Source organism: Methanolobus zinderi, assembly GCF_013388255.1.
In the GTDB taxonomy this organism is placed as follows: domain Archaea; phylum Halobacteriota; class Methanosarcinia; order Methanosarcinales; family Methanosarcinaceae; genus Methanolobus; species Methanolobus zinderi.
On record NZ_CP058215.1, the window covers coordinates 1,258,257 to 1,274,687 of the forward strand.

The 16,431-nt window shown below is 42.5% G+C and carries 16 protein-coding genes; 9 read left to right on the forward strand and 7 right to left on the reverse strand.

Annotation, left to right across the window (positions count from 1 at the left end; genetic code table 11):
- Nucleotides 1–186 precede the first annotated feature (186 nt).
- Nucleotides 187–780 carry a GNAT family N-acetyltransferase gene (locus HWN40_RS06160; RefSeq protein WP_176964915.1) on the forward strand — a complete coding sequence of 198 codons (594 nt, stop codon included), beginning with the start codon at nt 187–189 and terminating at the stop codon, nt 778–780.
- Nucleotides 781–1,076: 296 nt separating this feature from the next.
- On the opposite strand, the gene pncB is transcribed toward HWN40_RS06160, so the two are convergent.
- The gene (gene pncB, locus HWN40_RS06165) at nt 1,077–2,282 is read right to left on the reverse strand and encodes a nicotinate phosphoribosyltransferase (RefSeq protein WP_176964916.1); all 1,206 of its coding nucleotides are present in this window, start codon (nt 2,280–2,282) and stop codon (nt 1,077–1,079) included.
- Nucleotides 2,283–2,440: 158 nt separating this feature from the next.
- Nucleotides 2,441–3,274, reverse strand: coding sequence for a DUF1638 domain-containing protein (locus HWN40_RS06170; protein ID WP_176964917.1), 834 nt, complete (start codon nt 3,272–3,274; stop codon nt 2,441–2,443).
- 132 nt (nt 3,275–3,406) lie between these two features.
- Between HWN40_RS06170 and HWN40_RS06175 the strand changes: the two genes are divergently transcribed.
- Nucleotides 3,407–4,252 (forward strand): winged helix-turn-helix domain-containing protein, encoded by an 846-nt coding sequence (locus HWN40_RS06175; protein ID WP_176964918.1) that lies wholly within the window; start codon nt 3,407–3,409, stop codon nt 4,250–4,252.
- Here HWN40_RS06175 and HWN40_RS06180 read toward each other — a convergent pair.
- From HWN40_RS06180 to HWN40_RS06190, 3 genes are all read right to left on the reverse strand, one after another.
- Nucleotides 4,223–4,591 carry a hypothetical protein gene (locus HWN40_RS06180; RefSeq protein ID WP_176964919.1) on the reverse strand — a complete coding sequence of 123 codons (369 nt, stop codon included), beginning with the start codon at nt 4,589–4,591 and terminating at the stop codon, nt 4,223–4,225. The genes HWN40_RS06175 and HWN40_RS06180 overlap by 30 nt on opposite strands.
- Nucleotides 4,592–4,692: 101 nt before the next feature.
- Entirely contained in the window at nt 4,693–5,556 is an 864-nt protein-coding gene (locus HWN40_RS06185; protein ID WP_176964920.1) for a coiled-coil domain-containing protein, read from the reverse strand.
- A gap of 191 nt (nt 5,557–5,747) precedes the next feature.
- A complete protein-coding gene (locus HWN40_RS06190) occupies nt 5,748–8,228 on the reverse strand; it encodes a U32 family peptidase (RefSeq protein ID WP_176964921.1) in 2,481 nt (826 codons plus the stop codon).
- A 610-nt stretch (nt 8,229–8,838) separates the two neighbouring features.
- On the opposite strand from HWN40_RS06190, the gene HWN40_RS06195 reads away from it, so the two are divergent.
- The 5 genes from HWN40_RS06195 to HWN40_RS06215 all read left to right on the forward strand — a co-directional run bounded on the left by HWN40_RS06195 (nt 8,839) and on the right by HWN40_RS06215 (nt 12,792).
- Nucleotides 8,839–9,156: a cobalamin B12-binding domain-containing protein gene (locus HWN40_RS06195; protein WP_176964922.1), complete on the forward strand. Its 318-nt coding sequence runs from the start codon at nt 8,839–8,841 to the stop codon at nt 9,154–9,156.
- Nucleotides 9,157–9,337: 181 nt separating this feature from the next.
- Nucleotides 9,338–9,799, forward strand: coding sequence for a tetratricopeptide repeat protein (locus HWN40_RS06200; RefSeq protein ID WP_176964923.1), 462 nt, complete (start codon nt 9,338–9,340; stop codon nt 9,797–9,799).
- 96 nt (nt 9,800–9,895) lie between these two features.
- Complete coding sequence (locus HWN40_RS06205; RefSeq protein WP_176964924.1) at nt 9,896–10,966, forward strand: DUF7544 domain-containing protein; 1,071 nt, start codon at nt 9,896–9,898, stop codon at nt 10,964–10,966.
- A gap of 167 nt (nt 10,967–11,133) precedes the next feature.
- Nucleotides 11,134–11,709 carry a Maf family nucleotide pyrophosphatase gene (locus HWN40_RS06210; protein WP_176964925.1) on the forward strand — a complete coding sequence of 192 codons (576 nt, stop codon included), beginning with the start codon at nt 11,134–11,136 and terminating at the stop codon, nt 11,707–11,709.
- A 147-nt stretch (nt 11,710–11,856) separates the two neighbouring features.
- Nucleotides 11,857–12,792: a phosphate/phosphite/phosphonate ABC transporter substrate-binding protein gene (locus HWN40_RS06215; protein WP_176964926.1), complete on the forward strand. Its 936-nt coding sequence runs from the start codon at nt 11,857–11,859 to the stop codon at nt 12,790–12,792.
- 48 nt (nt 12,793–12,840) lie between these two features.
- Here the strand turns inward: HWN40_RS06215 and HWN40_RS06220 are convergent, their stop codons facing one another.
- Nucleotides 12,841–13,767: a DUF7490 domain-containing protein gene (locus tag HWN40_RS06220; protein WP_176964927.1), complete on the reverse strand. Its 927-nt coding sequence runs from the start codon at nt 13,765–13,767 to the stop codon at nt 12,841–12,843.
- Between the two features lie 8 nt (nt 13,768–13,775).
- Nucleotides 13,776–14,582 carry a COG1361 family protein gene (locus HWN40_RS06225; protein ID WP_176964928.1) on the reverse strand — a complete coding sequence of 269 codons (807 nt, stop codon included), beginning with the start codon at nt 14,580–14,582 and terminating at the stop codon, nt 13,776–13,778.
- Between the two features lie 245 nt (nt 14,583–14,827).
- Here HWN40_RS06225 and mtaA point away from each other — a divergent pair, with 245 nt between their 5' ends.
- Complete coding sequence (gene mtaA, locus HWN40_RS06230; RefSeq protein WP_176964929.1) at nt 14,828–15,865, forward strand: methylcobamide:CoM methyltransferase MtaA; 1,038 nt, start codon at nt 14,828–14,830, stop codon at nt 15,863–15,865.
- A gap of 24 nt (nt 15,866–15,889) precedes the next feature.
- Nucleotides 15,890–16,411 (forward strand): dihydrofolate reductase family protein, encoded by a 522-nt coding sequence (locus HWN40_RS06235; RefSeq protein ID WP_176964930.1) that lies wholly within the window; start codon nt 15,890–15,892, stop codon nt 16,409–16,411.
- Nucleotides 16,412–16,431 lie beyond the last annotated feature (20 nt).

Here is a 16,431-nt window from a genome sequence, read left to right on the forward strand (position 1 = left end):
TGAACCTGACAGTCTCAATATGAATTGAAGAAAAAAATCTAAGTCACTATTGAAACTGATTATTTTGGTAAGTATTTTTCTTAAGGATGATATTGCCACAAAGGTTTTACATCCTCAGGTTATAATTGTTTTAAATAATACAAAAAAACGATCTTTCAAATCCAATATCGTTTTTGATGTATTGCCATGAAGATAGTTCCCGAAGACCTTGCTGAGAAAGTAACCCTTTTCCGGAAAAAACCTGTGAGGGTATTTGAGTTATTTATAGGAATTCTTTTTGTCAGGAACTGGATAAAGCTTGAAGATCATAAAATAGCAAACCTTAGTGATGAGCTTGCTGATGATGTGTTGCAGATATATAAGGAAAATTTCACGGAGATCCATGAGGACAGATTCCTGAAGTATGCTCAGTATTTCAACAACATCTGTTATGTCTACAGGGATGATGAAGCCGTTAAAGGATATTGTTTCTTTTTTGCAGAACCCGTATTCTCTTCCGGGGGGATGAAAAAGTTATGTACGGTTTACTCCATTGCCGTTGATGACAGATACAGGAGACAGGGTGTTGCTGAGAGTTTGTTGCGTAAAGGTATCCGTGAGATGAAAATGAACGGTATTGACAGGATCATGCTCTATGTTGAGATCAATAATCAATCGGCAATACGACTCTATATGAAACTGGGTTTCAGGACAATAGGTGAAGTAAGGGATATATGCTCTCCGGGAGACAGGTGTTACGAGATGGCACTGGACCTGAAAAGAACTATGCGTCTTCAATAACGAGCAGGCAGCCTGCAGCCCTGAAGCAGCAAAACTTCTTCAAGTTAATTTTCGGTGTATTGAAATCTGGTGAGCTATGAAATAATAATGACAGGCTCATTTTTGCTTGTATTGAAATTTTTAAAGCAAGGTAAAATTAAACGACATATAGTTTATATCTGTAAAAATTAATATGGTTACAATGCAGGTTGGTTTCATGTATTGGGTGGTGGACATCATCGGGCACCTCACAACGGTGCCCTTCACGTTCCCATTACAACTTTTTTCAGAATAAGCTGAAAGCAGGAATCTGTTTTTTATTCATCAAGTCCTTTTCTTCCGAATGTATAGTTCGCAACCCTGATCGCATCAGGATCACCGGTTTCCTTACCCTCGTCATCACTTAATTTTACAACAGGAATCCCGTTTACTGAATGCAGTTTAATTACCATGTTCAGTGGAGGACTTGTGCTGAAAAAATCAGGGTTGTTCGTAAGACTTGTACCAATCCCGAAACTACAGTTAATCTTTCCCTCACAGTATTCTTTTATTTTTATAGCATCCCTGGCGTGGAGTGAATCACTGAAAACAATTAGTTTCTTCATGGGGTCGATACCTGCTTTTGTATAATGTTCTATGACCCTGTCAGCAAAAGTAAAAGGGTCTCCGCTGTCATGCCGGACACCATCATAGAGTTTGGATAACTTGAGGTTGAAATTATCGAAGAAAGGTCCGGAGCCGAATGTGTCCGAGAGTGCTATCCCCAGGTCACCTTTATAGATCTCAGCCCAGTTCTCAAGTGCGAAAAGATTTGCATTGCGCAAACCAATCAGCGCGGAAATTCCCATTATCCACTCATGTCCGATAGTACCAATGGCACGCAGGCCGTATTCTTTTGCAAAAAAGACGTTACTTGTTCCTGAAAAAGTTTCCAGTCCGGACAGTGAGGCAATTACTGTGTCATGCAGTTCAAAGCTCCTGCGCCTTCGGGTCCCGAATTCGGAAAAAGCACACTTTTCGGATTCCAGTTCACGGCCTATATCATCCATGAATGAAGCATATCCTTTGAGCAGGGAGTCACGGCCTGAACCGCTTTCTCTTTTATTCTTCCAGTCCGATTCAACGGTATCAAAGTAAAGCTCTGAGATGATGGCCATGAGCACGATCTCCCAGAGAATGCTGCTATGCCACGGACCTTTTATTCTCAGGTCAAGATCCTTATCTTCGCTCAGGTTCACACTTACCTCAGACGGGTCAAAGCGATAATTTTTGAGATATTCAAGATACATGGGCTTAAAGAAAGGACAGGATCCTTTCAGCCAGGTATATTCATCATCCGTAAGAATGATCTTCGGAGTTTCCTCATTGATTATCCTTCTCAGTTCCCTGACAAAGTCCTCATTGAAACGCTGTGCTCCGCGATTGGTAAAACGATACTCTGCCACAACGTCGGGAAAAAGCTCCAGAACAGCCATCTGCATGGTGAACTTATAAAGGTCGTTGTCAAGAATTGAACGAATCATCTGGTCCTTCCTTTTTTATCCCGGTACACAGGATTAAATTGCGTCTATATGCGTACGGCCTTCCACTATTTACAATTTTGCTTAAGTTCATTCTACGGAGCCATGTCAGGGTGAAATGTCCCCTTGAAAATAACGACAAAAGCAGATTCAGATTGATATTATTCGCTAGTTCCCGTCTGTTCTGTTAAGTTCTTTCGGACCTTCAGATAACAGTTTTCCACAATATCCGTATTTCCTTTGAGTTCAACTACCTCAGCATTGAACTTTCGGGCCAGTTCCTTGATTCTGGAATCGAAATCCTTTTCAAATTCCAGGCCTGTGTCAAGCCTGGCAACACGTCCTATTCTGAAAGAGTACCTGTACTCGGATATTTTTTCGGCATCAGCAGGGATATCTTTCATATCTTTCCAGCTGGATGCCCAGAGGGGAGTAAAATAAAGGGTTGCAGTGTCATTATACCTTTCAAGTTCCTCTTCATATCTCCTGTTACCACCAAGCGCTATACTGATGCAATCATCAACATGTTCCCCGTTCTTGTCCTTCAGGACATAGAGAGGAACAGAAATGTCCTCTGAGTTACCTATATCCTTCAGGGCGTTTCCGCAAAGTCCGTAAAAAAGCAAGACCCCGTCCGAGAACTCTGACATAAGATTTATCTGCCCGGCTACGATCTCTCTGAGTTTGTTACTGTCCACATGGAGACCCAGGGGCATTATCTTTATGATGACTATCATCTCATCCTTATACTTTTTACCTAAAAGTGACATGAACTTTTTCTTAACAGGACCCGGCTCAGATGATGTTATGAAATCCCGTATCCTGTCTATGGGAGCCAGTGAGAAAGGCGTATCCTGTGATTTGAGTTTTCTTGCAAGGTCTATGGACTCCCTGTCGTCTATAAGAATTACCCTGGTATTTTCATTATATCTGGACAGAACATGTGTGATCTCGTCTTCAAGTATCTTGCATCCTATTAGGCTGAGTACGGGCATTTGCTTACTCCGGTTTCTTACTGCGATTCTATTTAAGTCAGGTTTGGATATGAATTTAGTGAAGTGTAAAGTTATATTAATATAGTTTAATGTTATTTTTCTGTATTATAAGCTCTAACAGAAGGCCTGGAAATGAAAGAAAGACCTGCAGATTCACATAAAATGAACACGGAAGCTTATCAGGATAGGAATAACTATCTTGATGAGCTGGCTGAGATCAAGGCCGAGATCTCATCATTGAACAGGGCGGTTTCAAGGGTTCTTGAACACTCCGGTAATCAGCAAATGAACATGATGTTCTCGGATATTAAAAATGACCTATCAGGTCCGTTAATAAACTACATGATGCATGATGCCAGGAATACTTTGAACAACAGTATGCCCGAGGACTGCGAGCAGAAGCAGGTATGTAAATCCGCTTTTGAGAAACTTTTCCAGGAAATGTCACTGCTCCTGCTGGACAGGAATATGGACGAAGAAAAACTTCTTCAATTCCAGGAGCGTTTCGATGAACTCAAAGAGTTTGCGTCTACCGAGAATTGTGATTCCTGTACAACCCATGCATCTACCATGTTCAACAAGCAACTGGGATTGCTTCGTACCATGAGCGGTTCTGTAGGCCAGAGATCTGAAACCGGAGATGCCACAAGTATAGTAGATCTTCCTGATGATGTGGTGAGCAGCATATGCGAGCCCCTTGCAAACAAACAGAGACTCCTTATACTAAAATCACTGAGTACGGAGACCCGGAGTTTTTCCGAGCTTTCAAAGATCACAGGCCTTCGGGGAGGAAATCTTCTCTTCCATCTGCAGAAACTGCTGGACACGGATATGATCCTTCAAAGGACAGAGCGTGGTGACTACCTGTTAACAAATAAAGGCTACAGGATATTGCAGGGGATCGCAGACCTGTATGAGGCAACAGAAAAAGTAAGCGGGGAACAAATCTTACTTGAAAGTGATCAGGTCATCGGTTGAGCATTCCTGGCCTGCCATGTAGATTCCCATGATCTCCTCGGCGGTTTTCGTATCAAGTCTTTCTTCTATGAAGTTGAGGAAAATCTCCATAGAATGAGGCTGCACACATCCCAGACTTTCCTCTCCGCTTTTGATCAGTGAGAGCAGGTAAAGGAGTTCTTCATCGTCAAGAACAGCTATGCGCTTTGTAAAGTCTTCCGCATCAGTTGCGAAATGGTTTGACAGAGGAGGAAGTATGGATTTGTATGGTGCCCTGGATCCTGCACATTCAAGGCCTGCACATTCAGGTGCAAGCTTTTTCAGAATTTCTATATCTTTTGAGGATAGTTCACGTGCCAAATTATCACCGTTTGCAGATATGAATGGTTTCAGGACAGATATACTTCAAACCACATGTACTTATCCGTGAAAAAGTAAAATAAAAAAGTGTAGTCCCGGGTTCACATGACGGGCCTTGTCCGGACATGCTGGAGATCGATATTGGACTCCAGTATCTCTGAGCATATGGACATCTCTTTTAGCTCTGATATTGCGGTTTCGAGTTTTAATGTGGTTTCCAGGAGCTCGTCTTCAAGTCCCTTGATATAATCAGCTTGCTGCTCTATCCTGGCATCAAGTTTTTTGATCTCAAGGTTCTGCCTGTGAATAGTGACATGTTTTCCGATCTCATTCTCAGTCTTTTGCTCGAGCCCATTAAGTTCGTCTTTGCGTGACTCGAGCTCATTCTCCCTGGACCTGATTATCTCATTCTGGTGTTCCAGATATTTGCGCTTGCGCTCAACCTTTTCGCTTTCCACATCGATATCCATTTCCTGGGATACGATGTCTGCTTTCTGGGAAGCTATCAAAGCGGATTTCTTGTCGAGCCTTTCCTTGATCCGGCTTAAGCGCTTCTCTTTTCTGCGTGTACTTAGTTCCTCTTCTAACTGGGCTCTCTGAATCCTGTAGTTTTCACATTTACGTTCTTCCAGAGATTCCAGGTTAAGCTTATACCTGTCCATCCGGGAACCAAGATCTTTCTCTTTTTTAGAGAAATCCTCCCTCTTTTTCTCATACTCCTTTTTTGCCAGCTTGAGTTCGTCATTCTTGATGACAAGTTCTTCGTATTCCATGGAGATGAGCTTCTTTGCTTCCCGAATCCTCTCGTATTCTTCGATAAGCAATGATTCCTCTTTCTTGATCTCCTCTTTTCCGATAGCGATCTCTGCCCTTTTCTTTTCTACCTCATCAAGCTGACGGAAATAGGTATTCTTTATATCCTCCAGGGCCTGGAGTTGATTTTGATAATAGAGTTGTTCACTCATACTGACATCGCCACACTTTAACTGATACTTCCATGGTTTGACTCTGAACTTTATACATATCTTCCGTTGTGACTGAACGTTTGTCGATACGGCGGATTATTCTTGTATATGAATTACATTTTCATGTATATGTATAAGAGATTCATGTACATAGAATCAACAATCTATGGACGCAGTTTGTGTCAGGAAGCTTACAGGACCCCTTCAAAGTAGTGACCTTTTGTGAGAACCTCATTTTTCCTCTTAATGGTTTTAGGCCTCTTGCCATGGATTACATTCCTGTAGGCCAGTATGGTATCCCTTATATAATTTTGATTGTTCAGGGAAAGGTCAAGACGCAGAATGTCTACACCGCTCTCACGCAGAGCTTCCAAATCTTCAAGCATACTGAGGACCCTGGAATGATAGATGAGTGTACGCGTACCCTGTCTTTTAACAGGGAAACTTTCTTCTCTGCGGTCGACAAGTTTCACATCACTGTCCTTTTTCAGCATGGACCTGTCAGCCAGAGGTTTGAGCAGGTCGTTCTCTGTTATGAGCAATAGTTCACGGCCATGTACAAGCAGCTCGATATGGCATTTGACTCCTTCTCCGGCCAGCGCATCGGACACATCCTTTATTTCATCCAGGTTCAGCTCGCTCGAGAGTGTCACAACCGATGCACCTTCTGTGTGGTAGAATCCTGCGGACAGGGAATTGAAGATATTCAGTTCTTTCTGGGCCCCAAAATCAATACCCATCTCAGAAGCAATTTTCACCGTACCCGGGTTTGAACATGCCAGACCAAAACCTGCACTGTGAACATCTTCCATGGTCTGTTTAACATTTGCAAGCTCATGATCGAATGTCACCTGAGGAGTCATAACTATGATCTGTGTGCCTTTTTTCTGCAGATGCTGTATCACATTTTTGTTTTCAGGCTCCATCAGGCGGTCAGCCTCATCCGCAGGCAGGTATATGATATCCGCTCCTGCTTTTGCGGCGATAAAAAGGCCGTCAATATCGCTGACCTCTACACTCAGAAGCATATTGTCCTCAGGGGCGGCTTTCCTGTCAGAATGGGTTTTTATGATTTCTTCAAGCAGAGGATTCTTCTGATCTCGTTTGTAGAGTTCCCTTATTCTATTCTCCAGCAGTGAGATTGCTTCACGCCTGGCAGCGGTTATAACACCAATTGGGATGAATATATTCTCGTCAGCCTCAATATTGATATTGTCGGCATAGTAGGATGTATCCCCCAGCTTTTCGACCACTTCAGATATCTTTTCCGGGGTCGTGGGTGAACTCTTTGCATCCTGAATTATATATTCGTCAGTAAACTCTGCATCCGCCCTGCTTTCGTTTACTTCTATCCTGAGAGCTTCTCCTTTCCTGACTGTGACCACGATGTTCACAGGAACTCTACGGAGATCCTTTTTTTGCAGGGAGTCTATCAATTGCCTGTCAGTTGAGAGGAATACTTCATCATTGGGTCTGACTGCTTTTCCTGTTTTGGGGCTTATCCAGAGAACAACTTCGTCTCCTTTTGAAGCCCTTTCAACTTTTTTCCCGTCCTTGAGGATGGCATCAACCCGGCTTCCAAGCATCCGCATTCTGGTAAGGATCGAGATTCCGTCTTTTGAACTTATATCCTGATTCAGTTTGAGTTGCAGGTCAGCATGATGCTTAGAACGCGATATTTTCCTGACCTTCCCGAGGAAAAGTCCATAGCTTGAACTGTATTTCTGGTGTGTGACATCACTTTCACCTGAAACAAAACCTTTTGTAAAGCCTCTGTAGAAAAGTTTGGCAAGCTCTGCTTCATATTGTTGGATCTCTTCTTTGTTGAGTTTATTGCCTGCACATATTTTCTCGACAGCTTTTTTGTAGATCGTTGAGCTGGCTGTCACATATTCGGGTTTTTTCATCCTTCCTTCTATTTTCAGGCTCTTAACACCGGCCTTGACTATGCTGTCAAGCTCAGGAAGTGTACAGAGTTCGGCGCAACTGATTGGATATTCTCCGATAAGTTTCCCGCTAACCTCTTTACCGTCAATTGTCAGTTTATAGGGCCTGCGACATGGCTGGGTGCAGGCACCCCTGTTTGCACTGCGGTTGCCCAGGAAACTGCTGAACAGACATCTGCCGGAATACGAATAACACAAAGCACCATGAACAAAGAGTTCGATATCAATGTTACTGTTTTTTACGATGTTCTTTACCTGACCGGAGTTAAGTTCCCTGGAAAGTATAACCCTTGAAGCGCCGGCCTTTTCGATCAGGTCGACACCTTCTTTGTTATGGATGGTCATCTGTGTACTTGCGTGAAGCGGGAGGTCAGGATATATTTCACTCAGCAGCTTCATAAGCCCGATGTCTTCCAGGATGAGGGCATCGACACCATATGCATAGGCTCTGTCGATTATGTTCAGTACATCCTGCAGTTCCTTCTGTTTAACAGGGATATTCAAGGCAAGGAATACCCTGACATCCAGTGAGTGTGCAAGGTCTATGGCTTTTTCAAGCTCTTCAAGACTGAAGTTCTCGGCTCCCTGTCTTGCATTAAAATCCGAGACTCCAAGGTAGACAGCATCAGCTTCTCCTTTTAAGGCACCAAGCAAAGCCTGCATGTCGCCGGCAGGTGCAAGTATCTCAGGAGGATGGCAGATATTATGGTTATTTTGATTATGCATTTTCCAACTCTCAAAGGTGGCTGTTATATGAATTTTTTATGTTAATGGTTCTCTATAATTTTCGGTAATAATAAATAGATAGGCATTTAACACTATTATTGGGTAATGTGCGGAATCCGTTATTTATAGTGGTGGTCATGTGAAAATTACAAAGGTCAGTTTACAATTATTGGGCTTTCTGTTGTTCTCATTATCATATCTTCCTCTTATAAACCTGTATTATATGTACTCAGGCTCCGATAGAGTGGTTTTTGTACCCGGGACATTGTTGTTCGGACTTGTTGGTTACTGGTTGGGCGGTTATCTCTATACTCATTATTTTGAATCCTGAAATAAGTGGGATGTGTGGTTCTGAGTGCTAATCATTAGGTATGTTATCTAATATAATAAGTTGTGTTATTATTTGCGTATGACTTATATACTTCAAGTTACTATATGTATTCTTGTTCATGCAAATTAAACAATTATACTTGATTTTACTCCAGAAGCACGCTCATAAGATGGTTAAAAACGAATATTATTTACAAGCATGATTAATTAATTGCATGCACAAGCTATATATAATACTTTATTAATATCAAATTTGAATTATAATAAAAGGTGTTATTAAATGACTGATCCAAAACTTAGCTGTCAGGATATCATCGAAATGGCCAGACATTCCATCATAACCCTTGATGACAAAGAGGCAGAATTTGCTGCGCAGGAGGCACTTGATGCAGGTCTGGACCCGGTTGACTTTATCGAGAAGGGTTTTGTTGAAGGGATGAGAGAAATAGGGGACCGTTTCGAAGAAGGAAAAGCGTCTCTTGTGCAGATATTTGCGGCTTCTAGAATAATGGATGCAGGCATGAATGTCCTCAAACCACGATTGAGTAAAAAAGACAAGGGTTTTTGCTTTTTTGGCAATATTGCAATGAATGCCTGAATCAACTTTCATAAAGCAGAGCATTATACAACTTAGTTGAAACTCTCCATTTCCGCTAATTAAAAATCTTTAGCCAACTTATCCAGATTTTTCCCGCTGAACTGGATCCGGGAATGACTTTTATATGAGCCAATAATAATCTTTATAGTGGCGATGCTGATATCATTCTGGATGTGACATCATGGAAAAAGATACCGGATGGGAAGAAGATGATGAGCTGATCGACGGGGACACACAGATCGATAAGCAAAGCATGGAAGATATCGAGCTGTTGAAAAGAGAAGCTGACAATCTTGTCTTTGAAGAAAGATACGAGGAAGCCATCGGATGTCTTAACAGGATACTGGCCATAAATCCCGATAATGAGGAAATAATGGCAAGTAAAGGTTTTACATTTTGTCTTCTTGGTGATTTTGATGAAGGCTTTTTTTACCTGGAAGAAGCTTCCAGAATAAATCCTGCTTCTAAAAGCGTACTCATCATGACCGCTGATGCGTATCTGCGTTACAAGAGACCTGATATCTCCGTACAGGTACTGGATCAGGCAATTGATATGTATCCTGATGACGACGGACTTGTCATGCTCAAGGAAATCATCCTTATGACCAAGTTCAGGAAAAAAGAATATTTTTCACTTAATTGATCTGCATGCTTCTGATAGCGGCTAATCGAGTTTGTCTGAAAAACGCTTTCGTATCAAATCACTAATTATTTATCCTAACACTTACCAGTTTTATACATGAGCTGGTATGTAGTAGACGCAGTTGATAGGGCATTTGAGCGGACCAAAAAGTGCCTGATCGAGCCTTTTGATTTCTGGAAATGGATGAAACTCACGATTATCGTCCTTCTTGTGGGCGGTGGAATGAATTTCAATACCGGAGGGGGCAACTACTCCTTTGACGAAACGGATATGCCGGTATCTCAGGACTTCCCGACAGGCGCGGAGAACGTTTTTGAAAATATCTATGATACCGTTTCGATGAATGCTTTAGCATACATGGTAGGAGCCATACTGCTTATTATTCTGCTTGCGCTTATATTTGCATATATTTCAAGTGTTATGGAATTCGTTCTCGTGGAATCCCTGGTAAGTAATGATGTCAGGTTCTGGGAATATTCGAGAAGTTTTCTGGGAAAGGGTTTCGGTCTATTCCTGTTCCGTCTATTGCTTGGTATACTGTACCTGTTGATTATTGCTATAGTTGCCCTGCCTTTTATCTACTACCTGACCGGCCAGACAGATGCAAGTCTTGAAAGTTCAATGCTTGCAAACATAGTCTATCTGATATTCCTGCTGATCTTCATATTCTTTGTACTCGGGGTGATAGGCGGGATCATAGGCTCATTTGTAAATCTCGCCATACCTGTAAGCCTGTATGCCGGATCAGGTATATTCGGTGCTTTCTCCATGGTAGTGAAAAAGTTCAGGCAGGACTGGAAGCAGATTATTATTTACTGGATAGGACGTATCGTGCTTAACATTGCGGTGGCCATTGTTGTCGGTATTGCCGTTCTGATAATGTCCGCCATTGCTCTATTGCTCTTCCTTGTCTTTGATGGGGCAGTGTACTTCGTTCTCTCGGCACTTACAGCATCAGATACGCTTGTCTGGATAATACTTGCACCTGTGGTCTTCATCCAGTTGATTATATTCGTGCTTGCAATTGCTTTTGTCAGTATGCCTGCCAGGGTGTTTGTAAAATATCATATGCTTACCTTCCTGCAGATGTGGTATCCGGAAATCGAAGTCCCCATATTTGACAGGTATAAGGGCTCTCCGATGGAGGACACGGCAACATCACTTTAAGGTAGCTTCCAATCTATCGTAATGTAGCTTTGTGATTATATATGAGCATCAAGAGGTCTTTCAGGTGAGCTTCTTCCCTGTTGACAACTATTTTTTTTATTTTCCCTCGATCCATAAGAAAGGCTTTTCTACATCGGATTTCTACAAAACCCAACAAAAGATCAGATATGACCAAAATCATCCTTGCTTCGGCTTCCCCGAGAAGAAAAGAATTACTGAAACAACTCATAGGAGATAATTTTCAGGTCTTTACGAGCTCTTATGGTGAAGAAAGAGTTGAAAGGGTCACTCCGGAAGAACTTGTCACACATCATTCACTGGAAAAAGCCAGGGATGTTGCAGGCAATTTCAGGGACGGTGTTATCATCGCTGCGGATACTGTTGTTGTCTGCGGAGATGAAGTGCTCGGAAAACCGGAAAATGAGAATGCTGCCAGGGAAATGCTACGCAGGATAAGCGGACAGCAGATACAGGCTATCACAGGAATAACTGTATTTGATATAGGCAGAGATCGAGAGCTCACTCAGTATGAGACTACCAGGATATGGATCAGCGATCTTACTGAAAAGGAAATTGACTCCTATGTGGGCACAGGTGAGCCATTTGGTAAAGCAGGATCCTTTGCTATTCAGGGAAAAGGTGCAGATTTCGTGGAAAGAATTGAAGGTGATCTCTCCAATGTAGTCGGCCTTCCATTACCAGTTCTCAAAGAGATGCTTGTGGAATTGGATAAGGAAAATTAATTTGACGTCAATCTTATATATTTTTCGATCAGATAATGATATTTATATATCAGTTTAATAGATTACCAATATTTATATATATATCTCACACTATTCATATACATTACACTTTGAATATATGGTCATAGCAGATCAGGTTGTTGAAAAATGAATTATATCCTTGGTTCCAATAAAAAAGGCTGCTTTTCAGTTCTCACGATTTTGACCATTTTAATCCTTGCTTCCGGGTGTGCAGCAAAAGATGAAAATGTAATTCAGACTGATGAGGTACAAAAAGAGCTCAGGATCGGGCTGATATTATGGGACGAACCTGTAAAGGTGTCACAACAGTTCAGTGGTGTTGAAAATTACCTGGGTTCAGAGCTTGGAATGGAGATAAGGACAATAAAAAGCAGTGATTATTATGTTATAATCGATGCCATGGAAGCAGGAGAACTGGATATGGCTTTCTTTGGACCCTTTTCTTCTGTGATCGCAGCTGAGAGGGCAGGATCTGAGATCATAATAGCAGGAGCAAATGACGAAGGGAAACTTGATACCTATAACAGTTATATCATTGTCAACAGGAACACGAGAATCAACAGCACTGATGAACTGGCAGAGAACTCGCACAACGTGACCTTCTCTTTCGTAGATCCGGCATCCACCTCCGGTAATCTGGTTCCCCGCGGATATCTGCTGTCACAGGATATTGACCCGGAAACAGATTTTGGGTCAGTCATATTTTCCGGTGGACATGACATTACTATAAAGTCCGTAATATCCGGTAACATTGTTGATGCGGGTGCCGTAGCTTCAACGGCCTACGGTCGTTATTTTGAAGATGACAATTCTTCGGAGAACGATATTCTGATAATCTGGGAATCTGGCCCTATACCACCCAATCCCATTGCCGTAAGAGGTGACATGGACCCTGTGCTCAGAGAAAATATCAAAAATGCCTTCCTCGATATGAAAACAAAATCACCTGAAACATTCGAGAGCTTCATGGAGGTACGCGATAATCATGCATCTTATATCGAAGCCAACAACAGTGATTATGCGTTCATCCGTGAGATGGCTCAGGCAATGGATTACATTTAGAACAGATTGAATTTCGGTCTTAACACAAAAATAAGAAAGGAAGAATGATCAGCTAGTTTTCTTCCTTTTGAAAATTCCAAATGCCAGAATTGCAGCAAGACCGGCTATAATCAAAGTGAATCCAGGTGCAGGTTCTTCTTCTGCAGTTTCGTCAACTGGTTCCTCGACAGGTGCTCCTTCTTCTATGAGCAGGTATGTGACAGGGTTATCCGTTTTCAGGTCATGGAGTTTTATGAAATCACTTGATCTGGCACTTGTCAGTACATCTCCTTCTGACTGAACAGCGATCTCGAACTGATATTCATCATCTGCAGGCACTGTCATCCGCAAGCTTCCCCTTGTTCTCCGGTTAGCCTCGACATTCGAGATGATTGTACTGCCTGTGTATCTCGTGTAGGGGTCAGAAATTGCTGTAATGACAAGTGTAAGTTTGCTGAGCTCTTCACCCTGGTTCAAAATTCCGGGGGATACATCCACTATTATGTCTTTTCCATAGTTGGTGACCTGTTTCGTTTCAATTACCAGGTCTGTGAGCATAATGCTGGGTTCCTCATCTTTCTTTTCAGCAACAAGCTGCACTGGTGTTGAATAACTGTCTGTCAGTATGTCGTTTTCAAACAACTCTGCTTCGATCATCTGCTTTCCGCCCTTTGGAACCGTGAATGTCATACTCTTATACGTGTGAGTTCTTGCTTTGAGATAACCGATTTCCGCCACATTCTCTGCGCCTATCAGATTTGTTTCAGGATTCCTTGTTTTGACCTTCAGGGACAATGATTCTGTATCAGTGTCCTGTGGGTTCTGAACATAGACAGTAACCTTGAGTTCAAAATCCTCATCAGAGGATAATGTCATCACATCCACACTGCTGATAAGAGGCTCTGGGCTCTCCTCCTGCAGATCATCGTTTATACAGCCACTACCTATGGAAAACAAAAGAATAGAAAAGAAAAAAAGAAAGGTTAGGGGTTTCATTTTCCGACCTACAGCTTGACTTTCAGTACGAGGGTCTGCTCATCTACAATCATGTCCCCGTACATCAGTTTAACAATAACATCAGTCTCGCCGTTTGGTGCGTCCCCGTTAATTGGGATCTGCAAGCCCTTTGTGTAGGAGGTACCCTTTCTTGCCATTGACTGGTTGATCGGGACTGATGCCTGGTCTGCTATAAGCTTGTTATCAACATCAGCTACAACAGTCAGGACGCCTCCGGGTATGGTGGTTTCACCATCGTTTCTTACAGAGAACTTAATGGTTGCATTCTCTCCCTTGCGCAACTCCCAGCTTTCTGCAGCAGGTGTGCTCAGGGAATCCATGTCCTCAACAAAGCCAACGAACTGCAGTTTGGCATCAGGAAGTATGGTCACCGGAACGGTGATTGATTTTGTTCCAGTGGACTGTTTCCCGTTACTGTCGCTTCCTGACAGATAGCTAATTGTCAGAGCGGAATCGTTCTGATCGGTTTCAAAGGAAGGAGCACTTACTTTGGCATTCAGACTTGACTGCATGGGTTCGGTGCCTGTCCTGCCTTCAATGTTCACTGACTCTGCTCCGACCACAGATAAAGGCGTAAAACCTGTGACCTTCACAGCTTCAAGTGCCTGTGTGGCATTATTGGTTACAATGATCGAGATGTCCTGTTCCTGGAATTCCTTCAGGATCACTGGTGAAGCTTCAAGAAATACGTTTTCAGAATCAACAGGTTCGGTAGTGGTATCAGTACAGCCTGATATCAGGACCAATGCCGCCAGCAAAGAGAATGTCATTAATTTTTTAACCACAATATGCATAATTTTACCTCATAAGCTAAATTGCTTTGGAGTTTAAAAATTTATGTATTATACCTATATTTTTAAAAGCTGATTTTATTTTTAGAACAAGCAAGCTATAATCACGAATATGAAAAAACTCAGACCATTATTTTGCTTTTTAAATCGCAACTTTAAAGTAAGTCATGAAGGCAGATATTCATTGATAACTGACCGGAAATCATAGTTTTCTTTTAGATTATAGTACATCAAGTGGAGGATGCGTCATGGAAGATTTAACCCTAAAAGAGCGTTTTGTACGCTCTGTGAAAGGAAAAGAGGTTGATAAAGTACCAGTATGTTCGGTTACACAAACAGGAACTGTTGAGCTCATGGAAGCCTGCGGAGCTTTCTGGCCGGAGGCAAATTACGATGCTGAAAAGATGGCAACACTAGCCATCGCAGGTCATGAAGTTGCCGGCCTTGAAGCAGTGCGTTTGCCCTTTTCCACAACTGTTATTGCAGAGACCCTGGGATGCACAATAGCTGAGGGTTCTGTCGATGTCCAGCCATATGAGCTTGACTTTCCATGCAAGACTACAGATGATGCAAAGAAACTGGAAATTCCCGGGAATCTTCTGGAAAGTGAAGGGATAAGAACTGTCATCGAAGCTACTGGAATCATAAAGGAAAAGGTGGGTGATGATGTCCCGATAATAGCCGGAATGATCGGACCTGCTGCCACTGCCTTTTATGTGGCGGGTGCAAACAATTACCTGCGCTGGTGCATCACCGAACCTGAAGTATTCCAGGAGTTGCTCGCAATCGGTGAGGCTGTTTGCGGAGAATATGCCAACGCACTTTATGAGAATGGAGCAGATGCGGTCATAATCATTGACTCTGAAGCCGGTCCTGATCTTCTCCCACCTCCTCTATTCGAATCTATTGTACTTCCCATGTACCGTTCATTAACATCGAAGATGAAAGGACTGAAATTGCTTCACATATGCGGAGATGCCACGGATATACTTGAAGGGCTGGCTGTGTCCGGGTTCCAGGCACTCAGTCTGGAGGAGAAGGTGGATGCAAGATATGCAAAGGAGATCATAGGCAAAAGAGCCTGCCTTATTGGTAACATCTCACCTGCGGCAACACTGCTTGCAAAGTCCCATGAGAATATAAAAAAGGAAGCAAAACAGTGCATTGAAGACGGAGTGGATATCCTTGCCCCGGGTTGTGGTATAGCACCACGTACACCAACATCCAATATCCAGGCACTTGTGGATGCGAGGGATGAATACTATATTGAGAAAGGGTTGTTGTGAAGTGAACAGGAATGGGGCGGTAACGTGGGAAAAGTAAATCTATTCATTGCAGCAAGTCTCGATGGCTATATCTCCCGCCCCGATGGCAGTGTGGACTGGCTTTTTACGGATGGGGATTATGGATATCAGGAGTTCTATGATTCCATAGGGACAGTACTCATGGGAAGAAAGACATACGATAAGGTGCTGGAATTCGGAGACTATCCCTATAAAGACAAGAGATCGATCGTTTTCACAAGACAAGATCATCCTTTCCAGGATATCGATAAGCTGGAGTTTGTATCAGGAGATATTGGAAAATTCACAGATTCTCTGCGCCTGTCTGAAAGCGATGGAATCTGGCTTGTAGGTGGCTCGCAAATAATCAGACTTTTTCTTGAGCAGGATCTTATCGATGAAATCATCCTTTCGATCCATCCGATCATTCTGGGAAATGGAATCCCTCTTTTTGACCGTATAAAAAAAGAAGTTCATATGGAACTTATTAACAATGCCAGTTTTGAAAGCGGGCTTGCACAATTGCACTACAGGATATTGAAAAAATAGTCCGATCAGGAGCTCAACTT

Coding starts and splice junctions, on each gene's coding strand:
- HWN40_RS06160 (WP_176964915.1), top strand. CDS start 187: ATGAAGATAGTTCCCGAAGACCTTGCTGAGAAAGTAACCCTTTTCCGG.
- pncB (WP_176964916.1), bottom strand. CDS start 2,282: ATGATTCGTTCAATTCTTGACAACGACCTTTATAAGTTCACCATGCAG.
- HWN40_RS06170 (WP_176964917.1), bottom strand. CDS start 3,274: ATGCCCGTACTCAGCCTAATAGGATGCAAGATACTTGAAGACGAGATC.
- HWN40_RS06175 (WP_176964918.1), top strand. CDS start 3,407: ATGAAAGAAAGACCTGCAGATTCACATAAAATGAACACGGAAGCTTAT.
- HWN40_RS06185 (WP_176964920.1), bottom strand. CDS start 5,556: ATGAGTGAACAACTCTATTATCAAAATCAACTCCAGGCCCTGGAGGAT.
- HWN40_RS06190 (WP_176964921.1), bottom strand. CDS start 8,228: ATGCATAATCAAAATAACCATAATATCTGCCATCCTCCTGAGATACTT.
- HWN40_RS06195 (WP_176964922.1), top strand. CDS start 8,839: ATGACTGATCCAAAACTTAGCTGTCAGGATATCATCGAAATGGCCAGA.
- HWN40_RS06200 (WP_176964923.1), top strand. CDS start 9,338: ATGGAAAAAGATACCGGATGGGAAGAAGATGATGAGCTGATCGACGGG.
- HWN40_RS06205 (WP_176964924.1), top strand. CDS start 9,896: ATGAGCTGGTATGTAGTAGACGCAGTTGATAGGGCATTTGAGCGGACC.
- HWN40_RS06210 (WP_176964925.1), top strand. CDS start 11,134: ATGACCAAAATCATCCTTGCTTCGGCTTCCCCGAGAAGAAAAGAATTA.
- HWN40_RS06215 (WP_176964926.1), top strand. CDS start 11,857: ATGAATTATATCCTTGGTTCCAATAAAAAAGGCTGCTTTTCAGTTCTC.
- HWN40_RS06220 (WP_176964927.1), bottom strand. CDS start 13,767: ATGAAACCCCTAACCTTTCTTTTTTTCTTTTCTATTCTTTTGTTTTCC.
- HWN40_RS06225 (WP_176964928.1), bottom strand. CDS start 14,582: ATGCATATTGTGGTTAAAAAATTAATGACATTCTCTTTGCTGGCGGCA.
- mtaA (WP_176964929.1), top strand. CDS start 14,828: ATGGAAGATTTAACCCTAAAAGAGCGTTTTGTACGCTCTGTGAAAGGA.